19 protein-coding genes are annotated in these 15365 nt (G+C 69.0%); 5 read left to right on the forward strand and 14 right to left on the reverse strand.

Annotated features, from left to right (window positions below; translation table 11 throughout):
• Positions 1 to 315: hypothetical protein (locus VF329_11655; GenBank protein HEX7081661.1), on the forward strand; the 315-nt coding region annotated here is incomplete at its 5' end.
• Positions 316 to 364: 49 nt separating this feature from the next.
• Here VF329_11655 and VF329_11660 read toward each other — a convergent pair.
• A complete protein-coding gene (locus VF329_11660; protein ID HEX7081662.1) occupies positions 365 to 742 on the reverse strand; it encodes a hypothetical protein in 378 nt (125 codons plus the stop codon).
• A 143-nt stretch (positions 743 to 885) separates the two neighbouring features.
• Between VF329_11660 and VF329_11665 the strand changes: the two genes are divergently transcribed.
• Positions 886 to 1167, forward strand: a complete 282-nt coding sequence (locus tag VF329_11665; GenBank protein ID HEX7081663.1) for a PQQ-dependent sugar dehydrogenase — start codon at positions 886 to 888, stop codon at positions 1165 to 1167.
• A 15-nt stretch (positions 1168 to 1182) separates the two neighbouring features.
• Here the strand turns inward: VF329_11665 and VF329_11670 are convergent, their stop codons facing one another.
• Both VF329_11670 and VF329_11675 read right to left on the reverse strand, forming a co-directional pair.
• Positions 1183 to 2367 carry an aminotransferase class V-fold PLP-dependent enzyme gene (locus VF329_11670; protein ID HEX7081664.1) on the reverse strand — a complete coding sequence of 395 codons (1185 nt, stop codon included), beginning with the start codon at positions 2365 to 2367 and terminating at the stop codon, positions 1183 to 1185.
• A gap of 76 nt (positions 2368 to 2443) precedes the next feature.
• The gene (locus tag VF329_11675; protein HEX7081665.1) at positions 2444 to 3073 is read right to left on the reverse strand and encodes a hypothetical protein; all 630 of its coding nucleotides are present in this window, start codon (positions 3071 to 3073) and stop codon (positions 2444 to 2446) included.
• 291 nt (positions 3074 to 3364) lie between these two features.
• Here VF329_11675 and VF329_11680 point away from each other — a divergent pair, with 291 nt between their 5' ends.
• Positions 3365 to 3736, forward strand: coding sequence for a glutathione S-transferase N-terminal domain-containing protein (locus tag VF329_11680; GenBank protein HEX7081666.1), 372 nt, complete (start codon positions 3365 to 3367; stop codon positions 3734 to 3736).
• Positions 3737 to 3796: 60 nt separating this feature from the next.
• Here VF329_11680 and VF329_11685 read toward each other — a convergent pair whose 3' ends face one another.
• The 9 genes from VF329_11685 to VF329_11725 form a co-directional block, all read right to left on the reverse strand.
• Positions 3797 to 4381 (reverse strand): peroxiredoxin, encoded by a 585-nt coding sequence (locus VF329_11685; GenBank protein ID HEX7081667.1) that lies wholly within the window; start codon positions 4379 to 4381, stop codon positions 3797 to 3799.
• A gap of 143 nt (positions 4382 to 4524) precedes the next feature.
• Positions 4525 to 5292: an ABC transporter permease gene (locus VF329_11690; protein ID HEX7081668.1), complete on the reverse strand. Its 768-nt coding sequence runs from the start codon at positions 5290 to 5292 to the stop codon at positions 4525 to 4527.
• 1 nt (position 5293) lies between these two features.
• Entirely contained in the window at positions 5294 to 6274 is a 981-nt protein-coding gene (locus VF329_11695) for an ATP-binding cassette domain-containing protein (protein HEX7081669.1), read from the reverse strand.
• Positions 6275 to 6324: 50 nt separating this feature from the next.
• Positions 6325 to 6894: a hypothetical protein gene (locus tag VF329_11700; protein HEX7081670.1), complete on the reverse strand. Its 570-nt coding sequence runs from the start codon at positions 6892 to 6894 to the stop codon at positions 6325 to 6327.
• 36 nt (positions 6895 to 6930) lie between these two features.
• A complete protein-coding gene (locus VF329_11705; GenBank protein HEX7081671.1) occupies positions 6931 to 8079 on the reverse strand; it encodes a glycosyltransferase in 1149 nt (382 codons plus the stop codon).
• A gap of 62 nt (positions 8080 to 8141) precedes the next feature.
• Positions 8142 to 8519: a carboxymuconolactone decarboxylase family protein gene (locus VF329_11710; protein HEX7081672.1), complete on the reverse strand. Its 378-nt coding sequence runs from the start codon at positions 8517 to 8519 to the stop codon at positions 8142 to 8144.
• Positions 8520 to 8556: 37 nt separating this feature from the next.
• Positions 8557 to 9798, reverse strand: coding sequence for an ABC transporter substrate-binding protein (locus VF329_11715; GenBank protein HEX7081673.1), 1242 nt, complete (start codon positions 9796 to 9798; stop codon positions 8557 to 8559).
• 169 nt (positions 9799 to 9967) lie between these two features.
• Entirely contained in the window at positions 9968 to 10867 is a 900-nt protein-coding gene (locus VF329_11720) for an NAD(P)-dependent oxidoreductase (protein HEX7081674.1), read from the reverse strand.
• Entirely contained in the window at positions 10864 to 11295 is a 432-nt protein-coding gene (locus tag VF329_11725; protein ID HEX7081675.1) for a VOC family protein, read from the reverse strand. The genes VF329_11720 and VF329_11725 overlap by 4 nt, the downstream gene beginning before the upstream one ends.
• 85 nt (positions 11296 to 11380) lie before the next feature.
• Here VF329_11725 and VF329_11730 point away from each other — a divergent pair, with 85 nt between their 5' ends.
• Positions 11381 to 12436: an amidohydrolase family protein gene (locus VF329_11730; GenBank protein HEX7081676.1), complete on the forward strand. Its 1056-nt coding sequence runs from the start codon at positions 11381 to 11383 to the stop codon at positions 12434 to 12436.
• A 13-nt stretch (positions 12437 to 12449) separates the two neighbouring features.
• Here the strand turns inward: VF329_11730 and VF329_11735 are convergent, their stop codons facing one another.
• Both VF329_11735 and VF329_11740 read right to left on the reverse strand, forming a co-directional pair.
• Positions 12450 to 14078: a carboxylesterase family protein gene (locus VF329_11735; protein ID HEX7081677.1), complete on the reverse strand. Its 1629-nt coding sequence runs from the start codon at positions 14076 to 14078 to the stop codon at positions 12450 to 12452.
• Between the two features lie 174 nt (positions 14079 to 14252).
• A complete protein-coding gene (locus VF329_11740; GenBank protein ID HEX7081678.1) occupies positions 14253 to 14633 on the reverse strand; it encodes a DUF488 domain-containing protein in 381 nt (126 codons plus the stop codon).
• Positions 14634 to 14712: 79 nt separating this feature from the next.
• On the opposite strand from VF329_11740, the gene VF329_11745 reads away from it, so the two are divergent.
• Positions 14713 to 15360 (forward strand): glutathione S-transferase family protein, encoded by a 648-nt coding sequence (locus tag VF329_11745; GenBank protein ID HEX7081679.1) that lies wholly within the window; start codon positions 14713 to 14715, stop codon positions 15358 to 15360.
• Positions 15361 to 15365: the final 5 nt, after the last annotated feature.

A 15365-nucleotide genomic window follows, 5' to 3' on the forward strand; every position in this document is an offset into this window, starting at 1 on the left:
GGCGCAGCCGTCTGCGCCCCGGGCGGGCCGGCGGCCGCGGCGTGCGCGTTGCTCGCCGGCGCCGGGGCCTGGCTCGCCGCCGACTGGGCGCTGCTCGAATTCGAGGAGCACCGGCACCGCGCCGAGCTCGAGGCCGCGCTCGAGGAGGGGCTCGAGACGCTGCGCGCGCAGATCGAGGCGGAGCTTCTAGGCGCGTACGAGGCGATCGTCGGCGCTCACTACGACGACGTGCGGCGAGAGATCGAGCGAAGCTTCGTGCCGGCGCACGCGGGCGAGGCGGCCGCGCGGGCGGGCGACGCGGCGGCCGGAGGTTGATCGAGCGCGGCCGCGCGGTCCCCGCCCGGCCCGTCTGCCTCGATGCTTCTCAGCGGGCGTCGGCTTCCGCCGGCCGGAAGAACTCGCGCGATTGATCGAGCGCTTCCACGAGCCGCTCCAGCCGGGCGATCCGGATCTCGCAGGGCTCCGACGACGGCGCCTTCAACAGCTCGAGGGCTTGGGCGCGCCGCTCGGCGAATGCCTGCAGCTGGAGATCCGCCTCGCGCGAGTCGAGCTCTCCTCGATGGCCGGCTTCGCGAGCCAACCGCGCGGTATGGCGGCAGAGCGCCGCGATCATCCTCTCGAGCGCATGCAGCTCGAGCCGCGCGGTCGCCTGCGGGTCGGGGTTATCGACGGGCATGCGCGGATGGTACTGCACTTCGAGGTGCTGGGCGGCGTGACGCAGCGCTAATATCGAGATTCTCATGATCTCGGAGGCACGACCATGCTCCATCGTTCGAAGGCCGTCGCGTCCGCGCTGCTCCTCGCGGCGTGCGGCGCCGGGGACGACGCGGTGCTCGCGCAGAGCACGGCGTTCGCCGTCGCCGAGAAGGCTCGGTTCGACGAGCCGTGGTCGATGGCGTTTCTGCCGGCAGGTGCCGAAGGTCGAAGGCCAAGGGCACGGGCGAGGAATTTCCCGACTGGCACGGGAATGCGTTCATCGGCGGGCTGTCGTCGCAGGCGCTCGTGCGGGTCGAGATCGAAGGCGAATCGGCCCGCGAGGCGGAGCGCTTCGACGTGGGCCGCGGCATTCGTGCGGTGGAGCAGGGCCGGGACGGCGCGATCTGGATTCTCGAGCACGGGGAGCGCGGCTCGGGCGGCCGGCCGCTGCAGCTGACCGCACGCAACTGAGTTTGCCGCCGGCGCTCATCGCCGCTCGAGGATCTCGGCGAGCGCGTCCGCCGCGCGATCGATCTCGTCCTCGGTGTTGTAGTAGTGCGGCGCGAGCCGCAGCCACGCCGAGACGCTCTTGTCGTCCGCATCGAGAACGGCAGACGAGCGGGGCTGAGCCGACGTGTTGATCCCGCGGTTGCGGAGAGCGCGCACGATCTCGCCGGGGGCGCGATCCCCGGTCGCGACGGCGACGATGCCGCAGAGCTCGGCGCCGCGGTCGAGCAGCCGCAGGCCTCGGATCTGGCGGAGCCGGCCGCGCAGCCGGTCGGCCAGGAGGCGAATGCGCTCGCGGATCGCGTCGAGCCCGATGGCCGTCGCGTAACGGGCCGCTTCGCCCGTGCCGAGCACGAGCGCCCACGCGAACTCGAAGTTCTCGTAGCGCTTCGCATCCCGCGCGGGCCGATACTCGTCCGGGCCGATCCATTCCGCGCTCCAGAGGTCCATGAAGAGCGGCTCGAGACCGAGGCCGAGCGCGCGGTCGGACACGTACAGGAAGCCGGCTCCGCGGGGGCCGCGGAGAAACTTGCGCGAGGTCGCCGACAGGAAGTCGCAGTGCACGTCGCGCACGTCGACCGGCATTTGGCCGACCGACTGGCAGGCATCCACGAGATAGAGGATGCCCTCGTCGCGGCACACGGCGCCGATCGCTGCGACGTCCTGAACCAGGCCCGAGCTCGTCGGCACATGAGTGACGCAGACGAGCTTCGGCCGGCGGCGGCGAATCAGCTCCGCGGCCGCGGCCGCGTCCACTCCGCCTTCCGGGCGATCCGGCGCGCGGACCAGCTCGATCCCGGCCCGCCGCCGCAGCGACAGCAGCTGAATCTGGTTCGACGCATAGTCGTTGCGCGTGGTGACGACGACGTCGCCCGGCGCGAACGGGACGGACGACAGCGCCTGGATGTACGCGGCCGTCGCGTTCTCCGTGAACGCGACGTTCTCGGGCTTCGCGCCGATGAGGTCCGCGACGGAACGATACGCCGCTCGGATCTCGTCGGCGCGCGCGTCCGCGGCCTCGTAGCCGCCGATGCGGCTCTCGAGCGCGATGTGCGCCTGCACCGCGCGGACCACGGGGTCCGGCATCAAGGACGCGCCGCAGTTGTTCAGATGGATGCGCTCGCGACAGCCGGGTGTCTCGGCGCGCAGCTTTTCGATGTCCACGGCGGGGCGCTTCGGCGGAATCGAAACGCCCCGCGGACCGAATCGGCCCGCGGGGCGTTTGCGATGCGGCAGGCCGTCAGTCGGCGGCGAAGCAGTAGAGCAGCCCGGCGCCGCCCGTGGCTGCGAGACTCTCCATCGAGCAGCCCCGCGAGGGGTGCACCGAGTTCCACGAGTTCACGCCGGGGTCGCGGCCCTTGCGGTCGGCATGGCCGAGCATCGCTTGCGCATCGTCGCTGCCGTCCGTCCAGTCGTTGCACGTGAGCTCGTTCGCCGTCCCGTCCGGGTTCGACCCGGTGAGAATGTCGTGCTGCAGAGGCTGCGGGCCGCCGATGTAGTTCGGCGACTTGCCCTGCTCGGTCAACGCGGTCTCCGGCGTGAGGTTGTTCTCGCCGTGAAGCTGCTCGAGGTTCTCGGCGATCAGCTCCCCTTTGACGTTGTACCACGGGCCGTCGCCGATGCGATCACGAGCGTCCACGTCGCTGGTGCTGAGATAGGCGCGCCATGTCTTGTCGCCGGCGCCGACGGCCTCGGCGAGCGCCTGGCAGTGCGCGTCGGCGCCCTCGAGGCCGCCGAGGTCTCCGCCTTTCCCCGGGTTGCTGCTCGTGACGAAGAAGCTCATGTTGTCCGCCGGCTCCTGTGCGAGCGCGGCGACCGTGCCTCCCGCGAGAAGCGCGACTGCCGCCGCAAGACGTTTTACGTGAATCATTTTTCGCTTTCCCCTTCTCGTTGTTTGACTCGTTGTTCCATGAATTGCCGCGCGCGCGGCGCGGCCGGAATCCGCAAACCGGAATCGGAGTCCGCCGTTTCGCTGCTTCATCCGCGGGCCCGACGTTATAGAAGGCTCCGGACCGGGTCAATCGGGCGGCCCTTTGTGCGCAAAGGCCGCGTTCGTCCGCGGCGGCGCGGACGTGCCAAGCGTTGCGGAAGACCGGGCTGCCCGCGGCGCGGCGCGGCGTATATCCTCTCGACGATCCGCGTTCGACATGGAGGAGAAGCCGTGCCTGCTCAGCCGTTCAAGGCCAAGGCCTATCTCAAGGAAGGCTGCCCGTTCTCGTTCAAGTTCCTGCTCTTCATGACCGAGGCCGGGCTGCTCGATCGGATCGAGATCGTCCGCCTGCGCCCCGACGATCCGAGCTTCGAGGAAACGAAGGCGCGGCTCGCGGAGGGGCTCGGCAAGCGCGCGACGTTCCCGACCGTCGAGGTCGAGCCGGGCCGCTACATGTCCGACTCCGATCGGCTCATCGAGCATTTCGCCGAGCGATACGGCGCCCGGCCGGACGAGATGCCGGTGCTGTCGTTCTACAAGCAGACGATCTTCCCGCAGGTGGTCGAGCTGCACCGGCGGAAAGAGGCGGAGGGGCGGGAATAGCGCGAAAGGGGGCCGAGAAAGGGGCGGGTTCCCCTTTCCCCGGCTCCCTCGTAACTCGCGTCAGCGGCTCGCCTGCTGCTGAAGGCGCTGCACGGCCTCGAGCGACTTCTGCACGTTCTCCGCCGGCTGGATTCCGCCGATCGTCTCGGCGATCTTTCCGTCCGGCGTGACGATGAACGTCGTGCGCTCGGCGAAGCCGTGATCGATCTCCACGCCGCGCGTGTCCTTCATGCCGGGACGGCCGTCGCGCACCTGGAGCTGGTAGGACTTCGCAATCTCGCCGTCCGCGTCCGACGCGACCGCGAGCTTGCCGGCGCAGTAGTTCGGATCCGCCGAGAAGTCGTTGAGCCGCTCGATGCTGTCGAGCGACACGCCGATCACCGTGGCCCCCGCGGCATTGAACGCCTCCATGTTCTCGGCGAACTCGTGCGCCTGAATGTTGCAGCCTTGCGTGTAGGCCGACGGATAGAAGTAGACGACGACCGGACCGTCCTCGAGCGCCTCCTGCAGCGAGTAATCGAAGGCCTTGCCGTTCAGCGACGCCTTCGCTTCGAACAGCGGCGCCGTGTCACCGGCTTCGAGCGCCGCCCAGGCGGGCAATGCGACGACGGTGGATCCCAAGAGACCGAGTAGGAGCTTGTTCATGTTCGAGCCTTCGTTGTTGGGGTTGAACCGACGAGCGGCCAGGCGGCCGAGACCCAATCCTGTCGCCGCCCGCCGCTTAAGGCAAGCCCCGATGCGGAGGGCGGCCCCCCGGGAGGCCGTGGAGGCCGGGCGGGCGCGCTTCTCTACCGAACGCTGCGGGCGAAGGCCCGCGCCGCCCAGACGACCGCGAGCAGCGCGAGGACGGCCGTGATCGAGAGGCCCTGCCACACCCGGTCGTCGCCGAGCTGCCCGGCGAAGAGCGCGCGCGTGCCTTCCACGGCCCACGAGAACGGGTTGAACGCGGCGATGCGCCTGAGCCAATCCGGCGCGAGCGCGAGCGGAAGCAGGATGCCGGAGAGCAGGAACACCGGCTGCGCGATCGTGTTCATCAGCGGCGCGAGCGCGTCCTCGGACCGCACTTTCAACGACACGCCGTACGAGAGGGCCGACGTCATCAGCGCGATCAGCGCGAGCATCAGATAGGCGAGCAGCAGGTCGCCGAGCCGGACGACGAGACCGAACGGCACGGCGAGGACGGTGATGATCGCCGCCTGCACGACGAGGACCGACGCGTCGCGCAGCGACCTTCCGAGCAGCAGCGCGTAGCGGCTGACCGGGGTCACGCGGGAGCGCTCGATGATGCCCGCGCGCAGCTCCGCGATCAGTCCGAAGCCTTGAAACAGCCCGCCGAAGATCGCGATCAGCACGAGCAGCCCCGGCACGAAGACTCGATAGACGTCCGCCCGGGTCTCGAGCCCGAGCGGACCCTCCAGCGCAGGCTGGAGCAGCGGAGCGAACAGCAGCAGGTACATCACCGGCTGGAAGATCCCGATGAACACCCACACCGGCTGGCGCAGCTGCAGCAGCGCCTGACGCTGAAAGATCAGCCACGTGTCGCGAAGCAGCTTCACCTCAGCTCTCCCTCAGGGAACGTCCCGTCTTCGCGAGGAACACGTCGTCGAGGCTCGGACGGTGCACCTCGATGGAGTGCAAAGCGATCCCCGCCTGATCGAGCGCTCTCGCGATCTGCGGGATCGCGGTAGCGCCGCTGTCGACGTAGAGCCTGAGCCCCTCGTCGTGCGTCTCGAGCTTGCGCACGTACGGCTGCGGCTCGAGCGCGGCGGCCGCGGCTTGCACCCTCGCGGCCGTCTCGGCGAGCTCGGCCGCCGAGCCGAGCCCGACGGACACCACTTCGCCCGAGATCTCGCGCTTCAATGCGGCCGGCGTGCCTTCGGCGACGATCTCGCCGTGATCGATGATCGCGACGCGGTCGCAGAGCGCGTCCGCCTCGTCGAGGTAATGCGTCGTGATGAAGACGGTCATGCCTTCCGTGCGCAAGCGGCGAATCTCGTCCCACATCCGCGCGCGGCTCTGCGGGTCGAGGCCGGTGGTCGGCTCGTCGAGGAACAGGACCTTCGGCGAATGAATCACGCCGAGCGCGATGTCCACGCGGCGCCGCTGCCCGCCGGAGTAAATCTTGCACTTGCGGTCCGCATACTCCGTGAGCTGAAAGGCGTCGAGCGCCGCGGTCGCGCGCGCGTGCGCTTCGGCCTTGCCGATGCCGTGCATCCGCGCCTGCAGCACGAGCTCCTCCCGCGCCGTGACCTCGCCCCACGTGCTGCCGCCCTGGGCGACGTAGCCGATCCGGCGGCGCACCTCGCCGGGCGAACGCAGCAGGTCGGCGCCGGCGATCGTCGCGCGGCCGTCGTCCGGCGTGATCAGCGTGGCGAGCATCCGCAGCGTCGTCGTCTTGCCGGCGCCGTTCGGGCCGAGAAAGCCGAAGATCTCGCCTTCGTCGACGCGGAGGTCCACGCCGCGCACGGCTTCCACCGTGTTGACCGCGCGGCCCTGCCGCGCGCGAAAGGTCTTGCGTAAGCCTTCGGTTTCGATCATCGCCGGGTCCGTCCCGCGGGAAGGAGCGGGGCATTCTAGCGTGCAGACGGTCAGGGGCCCGAGGGTTCGAGCGGAGCGGTCAAAAATATTTCGCGGATCTCGACGTCGTCGGGGACGAGGCTCGGGTCGTGCGTTTGCCACCATCCGGGCTGCACGCGCTCGCGATCGAGGAGGAAGGTCGCCGATAGCGCCGGCACGCGAATGCCGAGGTTTCCCTCGCCGCCGATCAGGCGGCCGAGCGCGTAGCTCGCGCGCAAGTCGCCGACGGTGTCGCCCACGCCGACGCCGTGCTCCGTCTCGAGCGCGGCGTCGCGGATGCGGATGCGGAACACGCGCAGCGTGCCGTCCTGCTCGATCAGCTCGGCGACGAGCGCGTCGGGCCGAGTCGTGCCTTCCGGCATGAGCTCGAACGCGGGCGCCGGCATGCCCTCGAGCCTGAGGTCGACTCGCTGTCTGCGCTCGGGCGGATAGGCCTCCTCGAGCGCCTCGGCCGAGACGCCGATGCGCACGTCCCCGACTCCCCCGGCCTCGATCGTCGGCGGTGCTTTCGAGCACGCGGCGAGGCTCGCCGATACGACCAGCGTGATGCCTGCACGCTTCGCGGCACGGCCGAGCGTCATGTATCACCTCCCTTTGTCGACGGCGGCACGGCGGGCTCACTCCGCTGCGTCGTACGCCCGATCTTTCCAGCGCGCCCGTGTGCCGCGCCAGTAGCTCGCGGCGGAGGCCCACGTCATGGCCAGGAACAGTAGCGCCGCGGGTGCGAGCGTCAACGCCCAGAGCGGCGGCAAGCGATAGAAGCGCACCACGGGCAGATAGGCGACGCTCATCGCGGCGATCGCTGCGGCGCCCGCGGTTGCCGTTCCGGGCGACGGCGCCAGGATCAGCGCGGCGAACGGAGCGCCGAAGACGAGCGCCATCGCGGCCGTCGTCGCGAGCAGCAGCGCGGTCGAATACCGGAGCTGCGTGAACGCCGTGCGCGCCACCATGTGCCAGAAGCCCGTGAGCCCGTACGCGCGCAGGCTGCGCACGGATTGCGAGAGGCCGATCCAGATGCGAAGCTCGCGCCGCTTGACGAGGGAGGCGAGCGTGCAATCGTCGATCAGCGCGCCGCGAAACGCGGCGAAGCCGCCGATGTCGCGCAATGCCGCGGTGGCGACGAGCAGGCAGCCCCCGGCCGCAGCGGCGGTGCGCCGCTCGGGTGCGTTCGCGAGCGCGAACGGATAGAGCAGCTTGAAAAAGAACACGAACGGCGGCGCGAGGAGCCGTTCCACCGGCGTTTCCGAGCGCAGCGTCGCCATGATCGAGACGAGGGCGGCTTCGGACTGCGCGGCGCGCCGGAGGAGGGCGGCGATCATGCCCGGCGCAAGCTCGATGTCGGCGTCGAGGAGCAGCACGTGCTCGCGATCGACGGCGGCGAAGCCTTGATCGAGCGCCCACAGCTTGCCGCTCCAACCCGGGGGCCGCGGACGTCCGGCGATGACGCGCACGGTCAACGGACAGGCGTCACGGCCGCCGGCTGCCGCGTGCCGAGCGAATCGCCGGGCGATCGCGGCCGTGCCGTCGCTCGACTCGTCGTCGACGACGACGACCTCGAGGCGCGGGCCTTGGCGCGTCAAGGCCGTCAGCGTCCGCTCGATCACGGCCGCCTCGTTGCGGGCCGGGATCAGCACGGTCACGCCGCCGAGGTCCGGGCGCTCGGGCACCGCTTCGATGCGCTCGCGGACGCGGTGCGGCTGCCACGGCGCGAACAGCACCGCGAGCCACGCGGCGAGCGCGATGCCCGCTGCGACGGCGAGGATCACGTTTCGCTTCGAAAAATGGTGTCAGACACCTTTTTCGACAAAATCGTGTCTGACACCTTTTTTCATTTTTCCAGCTCGGCGAGGGCCTCCTTCGCGACCCGGAACGAGTCGACGGCGGCCGGGACGCCGGAGTAGATGCCGACCTGCAGCAGCACTTCGCGGATCTCCTCCTTCGTGCAGCCGTTGCGGATCGCGCCTTTCACGTGAATCTTGAGCTCTTGGTGCCGATTGAGCGTGGAGAGCAGCGCGATGTTGATTAGGCTGCGGATCTTCTTCGGCAGCTCCTCGCGGCCCCACACGGCGCCCCAGCAGTACTCGGTCACGAGGCGCTGAAGCGGCATCGTGAAGTCGTCGGCGGAAGCGAGCGACTTCTCGACGTACTCGCTGCCGAGGACCGATTTACGGACGGCGAGGCCGCGTTCGAACAGTTCGTCGTTCATGCGTCGTTTTCTCCTGATTGATGTGTGCGTTCGCCGGTCACCGGCTGGGCCAGACCGGCTGCGCGACCGCGGATTCGGGCGGGTAGACGGTGAGCGGCATGCCGTCCTGCCATTGGATCACGAGAAGCTCCGTATCGATGCGCCGCCCACGCTCGTCGAAGCGTACCCGGTTGCCGGGAAAGAAACGGGCCGGCCCGTCGGTGAGATCCATCGCCCGGAGCGCCTCGGCCACGGCCTGGCGGTCCGCCGCGCCCGCCGCTTCGAGCGCTTCCGCGAGCAGCGCGATGTGCGCGTACGCGCAGAGTGCGTTCTGCGTCATCCACGGCTCGCCGCTGCGCTCGACGTATTCCCGGCTCAGGTCCTCGAGCCCCTTCGCGTTCCAGTTCCCGACCGTCGACATCACCCCCTCGAGCAACGCCGCCGGCATGTTCGCGGCGAGATCCGGGTCGCCCATCGCGCTGCCGTTCGAGACGGTCGGGATGCGCCCCTGGCCCAGGCCGAATTCGCTCATCTTCTCGAGCAAGAGCTTCGCGTCCGCGGTGACGGTCGGCAGCAGCAGCAGAAGATCCGGCCGCGTGGCCCGGACGCGCTGGATCAGCGGCGTCGCGTTCGCGAGCGGCGGCGTGAAGACCTCGTCGACGACGAGGTCGAGGCCCAGCCGCTCCAGCATCCCGCCTTCCTTGATCGGCTTGACGAACGCGACCGACGCCGCGGTGCTGTCCATCACGATGCCGATCCGCTCGGGCCTTTTGCCCGACGCGCTCTCGGCGAGCTCGAGCAGGATCGGCAACGCGGCCTCGGCCTGCCTCACGCCGGTCGGCGAAGTCTGAAAGGTGTAGCGGAAACCGCGATCGGTGATCAGATCCGAGTACGACAGCGTGATCATCGGCAGCTCGGCGCGCTCGGTGACCTCCGAGACCGCGAGCGTGAACGAGCTCAAGTAGGCGCCCGATGCGCCGGCCATGTCCGGATGCTCCGCGACCATGCGTTGCGCGGCGTTCTTCGCACGCTCGACGCTGTCGCCGGCGTCGACGACGACGAGCTCGAGCTTCGCGCCGCCGAGCGACGCGATGCCGCCCCGCGCGTTGACGTGCTCGACGGCCATCGCGGCGCCGACGCGCATCACCTGCCCCTGGCGGGCCCACGGCCCGGAGAGCGGGACGATGAGGCCGACCTTGACGGACTGCGGCGGCGCCTGCGCCAGCGCACCGCCGGCGAACGCCATCAACGAGAGGCCGGCGCATACGCGCCGGCACCAGGCGTGAAGAGATCGTCTCATGGCTCGTTCCTTATCGTCTCGACGGACCGGCGCCCGGAAGCTTACATGCCGAGGTACGCGCGGCGCACGCCGCACACCCCCCGGTCGAAGATTGCAGGAAGCTCTCGAAGAGCTCTAGCGCGTCCACGGTACGAAAGGCGAGGCGTCCTCTCGAGCCGACGCCGGTCCGCTACGCGGATCCCTTGATCTCGACGCCGGCCCACTCCTCGACGACGCGCGCGATCGACGTGAAGTCCGAGTCGGCGCCGAAGCGCGCCTGGGTCACGGCGAGCATTTGCAGCACCGCGCTGCCCGCGACCATCGGGACGCCGAGGTTCTCGGCTTCGTGGATGCAGAGCTTCACGTCCTTGTACGAGAGCCCCGTGGCGAACCCGAAATCGAACGTGCGAGGGAGCACCGCGCGCGGAAACTTGTCCTGCGTGGCGCTGTTGCGGCCGCTGCCGGCGTTGATCACGTCGAGCATCTGCGCGGGGTCGAGGCCCGCCTTGACCCCCATGACGACCGCCTCGGACGAAAGCACGAGCGCCGCGGCCGCGAGCAGATTGTTCGCGAGCTTCATGACCTGGCCCTGGCCGGGCGTCTCGCCGACGTAAAAGAGCTTGCCGAACTGTTTGATCGCGGGCTCGGCGCGCTCGAACGCATCGCGCGGGCCCGACACCATGACCGCGAGCGTGCCGTTCTTCGCGCCGGCGATGCCGCCGCTCACCGGACAATCGACGTAACCGATGTTCTTCTTCGCGAGCTCGGCCGCCACGGTGCGCGCCATCGTCGGGCCGGTCGTGGAGCAATCGAAAACGAGATTCGCGCGCCCGCTCTCGTGCAAGCCTTTCGGCCCGAGCGCGACGGCGTGGACGACGTCCGGCGTCGGCAGGCTCAGGAACACGATTTCGGCGGCAGCCGCGGTCTCGGCCGGCGATCCGGCTGCCCGGGCGCCGAGCGCGACGAGCGCTTCGACGGCCCGCTCGGAGGTATCGTGCACGGTCAGCGAGAAGCCGGCATCGAGCAAGCGCTTCGCCATGTTCGCGCCCATGCGGCCGATGCCGACGAATCCGTAATCCGTGGCGTTCACGTCGCTCCTCTCCCGGATTGCACCGGGACCCGAAAGTTGAGCTCCACCTTGACGCCGCTCGGGTCGCGCACGAAAAGCTGGCGCAGCCCGATGTCGTCGAGGAGATTCTTGCGAGCCGCGATGCCGAGGCGCTCGAGGTGGGCCACCGTCTCGTCGAAATCGGTGGCATTGAACGCGACGTGGTCGACGGTGCCGCTTCCGCCCGTGCCCGAGGACATCGGAATGCCGATGCGCTCCGTGTAGCGGGCGTAGCTCTGTCGCTCCGCGACGTGAATGCAAGGCGTGTCGCCCACGTAGAGCCAATACCCGTCGAACTCGAGCTGCGGGCGAAAGCCGACGCGCATCCCGAGCCCGTCGCAATAGAAGCGCCTCGTGGCCTCGATGTCCTCGCTGATCACGAGGTAATGCTCCAGCTTCGTCAACGGCATCTCGGCGTCATCGATCGACCCGCGGCGGAGTCTACAATACCAAAAAACGACGCGAGCGCTTCTTCGCGCGTATCACGAGGCCGCCATGACCGAGACGAGCATCGACAAGCAGCGTTTTCACCGCATCGCCGCCGAAGAGGCCTACGCCCCGCCGGACCTGATCGAGCGGTACCGGAGGGCGATCCGCGACGGAAGCGTCGCCGATCCCGGGTTCAACAGCCTGATGGGCTACTTTCTGTTCAACGACAGCCCGCGGACGAATGCGATCGTCGAGCGCCTCCAGGACGTCGGCGAGCGGCGCATCCGCGACATGGACGAGAGCGGCATCGCGGAGCAGATCGTCGGGATCACGGCGCCCGGCGTGCAGATCTTCGACGCGGCGACGGCCGCCTCGCTTTCGGTCGTCTATAACGACGAGCTCGCCGAGGCGGTGGCGCGCCACCCGCGCCGGCTACATGCGCTCGCCGCCGTCGCACCGCACGATCCGGCGCACGCCGCCCGCGAGCTCGAGCGGGCGGTCACGCGGCTCGGCATGAAGGGCGCGATCGTGAACTCGCACACGCAAGGCGAGTATCTCGACGACGAGCGCTTTTGGGATCTTTTCGCCGCTGCCGAAGCTCTGGACGTTCCCGTCTACATCCATCCGCAGACGCCGCCGGCGTCGATGATCGGCCCGTTCCTCGAGCGCGGACTCGACGGCGCGATATTCGGCTTCGCCGTCGAAACGGGCCTTCACATGCTGCGGCTGATCGTCAGCGGCGTCTTCGACCGCTTCCCCAAGCTCAAGATCGTCGTCGGCCATCTGGGAGAAGGGATTCCCTACTGGCTCTTCCGCATCGACTTCTTCCACCGCGGCATCGTTCAGACGGGCCGCTACGAGAAGGTGAAGCCGCTTCGAAAGAAGCCGAGCGACTACATGAAGGAAAACTTCTTCGTGACGACGAGCGGCATGGCTTGGGAGCCGCCGATCCTTTACGCACGGCAGGTGCTCGGCGCCGACCGCGTGCTCTACGCGATGGACTATCCGTACCAATACGTGCCGGAAGAGGTCGCGGTGACCGACAACCTCCCGATCAGCGACGCGGAGAAGGTCGCACTCTATCGGCGCAACGCCGAGCGCGTGTTCAAGCTCGCGAGCTGACGCCCGTCCCTTCTCAGCTCTCCCGCTCCGCGCGCAGCGCCGCGAGCGCCTCGCGCTCGGCGCCGTGCGGGTCGTCGACGACTCGGCACTCGTTGTCGAAAATCATCGTCGCGCGCCGCTCGAGGTCGAACGCCGGCCACTCCGGCAGCTCGTCGGTGGCGGGGTTGCCCGTGCGCGCGAAGCTCGCAAAGGCCGAGCTGACCTTCGTCGCGAGAGCGTAGCGGTCCTGGCCGGCGCCCGTCATCGACGCCGCGATCTCGACGTTGTCGAACGCGAACGGAATGTCGAGGCAATGGTAAGCGCGCAGCTTCCCTTCCCGGACCGGCGATTCCCACGTGAAGTAGTACATGTACGCGGGCGCGCGCCCTTGAGCGGCTTTACGCTCGGCCTCGGTGATGACGCCGACGCGGAAGGAGTTGTCCGACGCGAGGATCTGATAAAGCTCGGTGTTGCCGATGCCCGGCCGCCCTTTGCGATAGAGCGCGATCAGATCGCGCGCGGCCGCGTCGTCGGCGCCCGTGGCGCGCTTCACGTTCGCCAGCAGCGCGTCGTCCTCCATCGGCTCGAGCGGCGTCGTCGGGATGAAGTTCACCTCGTGCTCCGTGGTGCCGAACATCATCGGCACACTCGCCGACATCGCGGGCGCGCCCGGCGACCACGGTCCGGCCGGCAGCGTGCGCCCGTCCACGGTGGGGGACAGCCGGAGCCCGCGCGTCTCGGCCATGACGTCGCGTAGGCGCTCCATCGGCAGCTGCCGCATCGCCGCGGCGTCGGCGACGCCGAGCGCCGCGATGAACCGCTCCGCCGTCTCGGTCGCGGCGTCCTTCGACACGCCTTCGACGAGCGCGCCGCTCATCGCGATCGCGCGATGGAAGAGACCCTGCGCGGCCGGCATGCCCATCAGCGCGCTGACCTTCCCGCCGCCGCCCGACTGGCCGAAGATCGTGACGTTGCCCGGGTCGCCGCCGAACTGCTCGATGTTGTCGCGCACCCATTCGAGCGCGGCGACGATGTCGAGCATGCCGACGTTGCTCGCGCCGGCGAATTCCTCGCCTCCGATCTCCTCGAGATACAGATAGCCGAACACGTTCAGCCGGTGCGTGACCGGGACCACGACCACGTCCTGCCGACGGGCGAGGCGCGCGCCGTCGTACAGGAGCCAGTTGCCGGAGCCGCTCGAGTAGCCGCCGCCGTGCAGCCACACCATGACCGGGCGATCGCCGCGGCCGAGGGCCGGAGTGAAGACGTTCAGGTTCAGGCAATCCTCGCCCATCGGCTCGCGCCGATCGAGCGCGAAGACCTCGGAGATCGGGCCCGCGAAATCCTGCGGCGAGCGATGCCCGACCGTCGTGGTCTCGCGCACGCCGCTCCACGGGACCGGCGGCTTCGGCGGCATGAAGCGATTCTCGCCGCCGGTCGACGCGCCGTACGGCACGCCGTAGAAGGCGTTCACGCCCCCGTCGAGCACGACGCCCTGGATCCGACCGGCCGTCGTTTCGACGACGCGGCTTCGGCTCGCGCCGCGGATGTCCTGCGCCCAAACCGTGCCGAAGGGGCCGGCCGCGAGCATTCCGGCACCGGCGATCGTGGAGCCGACGAACGTGCGGCGGTCGATTCGGTGACGATGGAGCAGTGACTTCATTGGCCTTCTCCGTACCCGTGATTTTTAATTGAAAAACCTTCGGTTGAGCGTCTTTATTAATGTTCTAGACGAAAATATGGGGCGGGGCTCTCGACGCTCGGAATGGCGCATTTTTCCCGCAAGGGCGGAAAGCGGTCAAGGCGCGGCGGCCGGCTCCCGTCGCTTTCGTCGCCCCTACTTCGAGCGGCTCAAACGGCGCTCGAGCAAATCCTTCAGCACGACGGCGTTGTTGTGCCGCTCGTCGCGCGCGCCGAAGACCAGAGTGATCGTGCCGCTCCGTGCGAGCGCCACGAGCTGCTCGAACGGCTCCGGATTGGCCGCGAGCTCCGCCTCGTAACGCTTGCGGAACGTCTCCCACCTCGCCGGGTCGTGGCCGAACCACTTGCGAAGCTCGGCGCTCGGCGCGACGTCTTTCAGCCAGCATTCGAGCGCCGCGTCTTCCTTGCTCACGCCCCGCGGCCAGACGCGGTCGACGAGGACCCGCTTGCCGTCGGAGCGCGCCGGCTCGTCATACGCGCGCTTCAGCTTGATCCGCGGTTGCTTGGCTTGCGGCATGGCTCCTTAACAAGGGCGCTTCCCGGCGGCCCCGCCTTCACTCATGATAGGGCCTCGAAGGCCGGAAGGCGACGATCGAATGAAGCGTTTGAAACTCCTCGGCGAGCCGAGTTTCGGCTCCGCCATCGTCGAAGCGCAGCTCGACTGGTACGGGTTCGACTACGACTTCGAAGCGGTCGGGGATCTCTTCCAGTCGGAAGCCGCGCGACAGCGCGTGGGCGGATTCAACCCGCTCGCGCAAGTGCCGACGCTCGTGCTCGCCGACGGCACGGTCATGACCGAGAGCGCGGCGATCACGCTGCACCTCGCCGACGTCGCCGGCGACGCATCGCTAGTCCCGGCGGCCGGCGAGCCCGAGCGGCCGCGGTTTCTTCGCTGGCTGATCTTTCTCGTCGCGAACGTCTACCCGACGTACACGTATGCGGACGACCCGTCGCGCTTCGTGCATCGCGAGGCCGCCGCGCAGGACTTTCGCCGCGCCGTCGACGACTACGCGAAGAGGCTCTATGCAATCCTGGAAGGGGAGGCGTCCGCGCCGTGGTTTCTCGGCGAGCGCTTCTCCGCGCTCGACCTCTACGTATGCACGATGACCCACTGGCGCCCGCGGCCGCCGTGGTTCGCGGAGCACACGCCGAAGCTCGCCGCGATCACCGGCGCGGCCGAGAAGATACCGAAGCTCGAGCGCGCGTGGCGGCGCAACGGGTTCTTGGATTCGACGGCCGCATGAGACTC

This window comes from Gammaproteobacteria bacterium (assembly GCA_036381015.1).
In the GTDB taxonomy this organism is placed as follows: Bacteria; Pseudomonadota; Gammaproteobacteria; order Steroidobacterales; family Rariloculaceae; genus ZC4RG20.

Bases quoted from the DNA above. Each gene is read 5' to 3' on its own strand.
- VF329_11725 (HEX7081675.1), bottom strand. From the start codon at position 11,295: ATGCCGTTGACGAAGCTGGAGCATTACCTCGTGATCAGCGAGGACATC.
- VF329_11730 (HEX7081676.1), top strand. From the start codon at position 11,381: ATGACCGAGACGAGCATCGACAAGCAGCGTTTTCACCGCATCGCCGCC.
- VF329_11735 (HEX7081677.1), bottom strand. From the start codon at position 14,078: ATGAAGTCACTGCTCCATCGTCACCGAATCGACCGCCGCACGTTCGTC.
- VF329_11715 (HEX7081673.1), bottom strand. From the start codon at position 9,798: ATGAGACGATCTCTTCACGCCTGGTGCCGGCGCGTATGCGCCGGCCTC.
- VF329_11700 (HEX7081670.1), bottom strand. From the start codon at position 6,894: ATGACGCTCGGCCGTGCCGCGAAGCGTGCAGGCATCACGCTGGTCGTA.
- VF329_11710 (HEX7081672.1), bottom strand. From the start codon at position 8,519: ATGAACGACGAACTGTTCGAACGCGGCCTCGCCGTCCGTAAATCGGTC.
- VF329_11740 (HEX7081678.1), bottom strand. From the start codon at position 14,633: ATGCCGCAAGCCAAGCAACCGCGGATCAAGCTGAAGCGCGCGTATGAC.
- VF329_11685 (HEX7081667.1), bottom strand. From the start codon at position 4,381: ATGAACAAGCTCCTACTCGGTCTCTTGGGATCCACCGTCGTCGCATTG.
- VF329_11695 (HEX7081669.1), bottom strand. From the start codon at position 6,274: ATGATCGAAACCGAAGGCTTACGCAAGACCTTTCGCGCGCGGCAGGGC.
- VF329_11660 (HEX7081662.1), bottom strand. From the start codon at position 742: ATGAGAATCTCGATATTAGCGCTGCGTCACGCCGCCCAGCACCTCGAA.
- VF329_11745 (HEX7081679.1), top strand. From the start codon at position 14,713: ATGAAGCGTTTGAAACTCCTCGGCGAGCCGAGTTTCGGCTCCGCCATC.
- VF329_11675 (HEX7081665.1), bottom strand. From the start codon at position 3,073: ATGATTCACGTAAAACGTCTTGCGGCGGCAGTCGCGCTTCTCGCGGGA.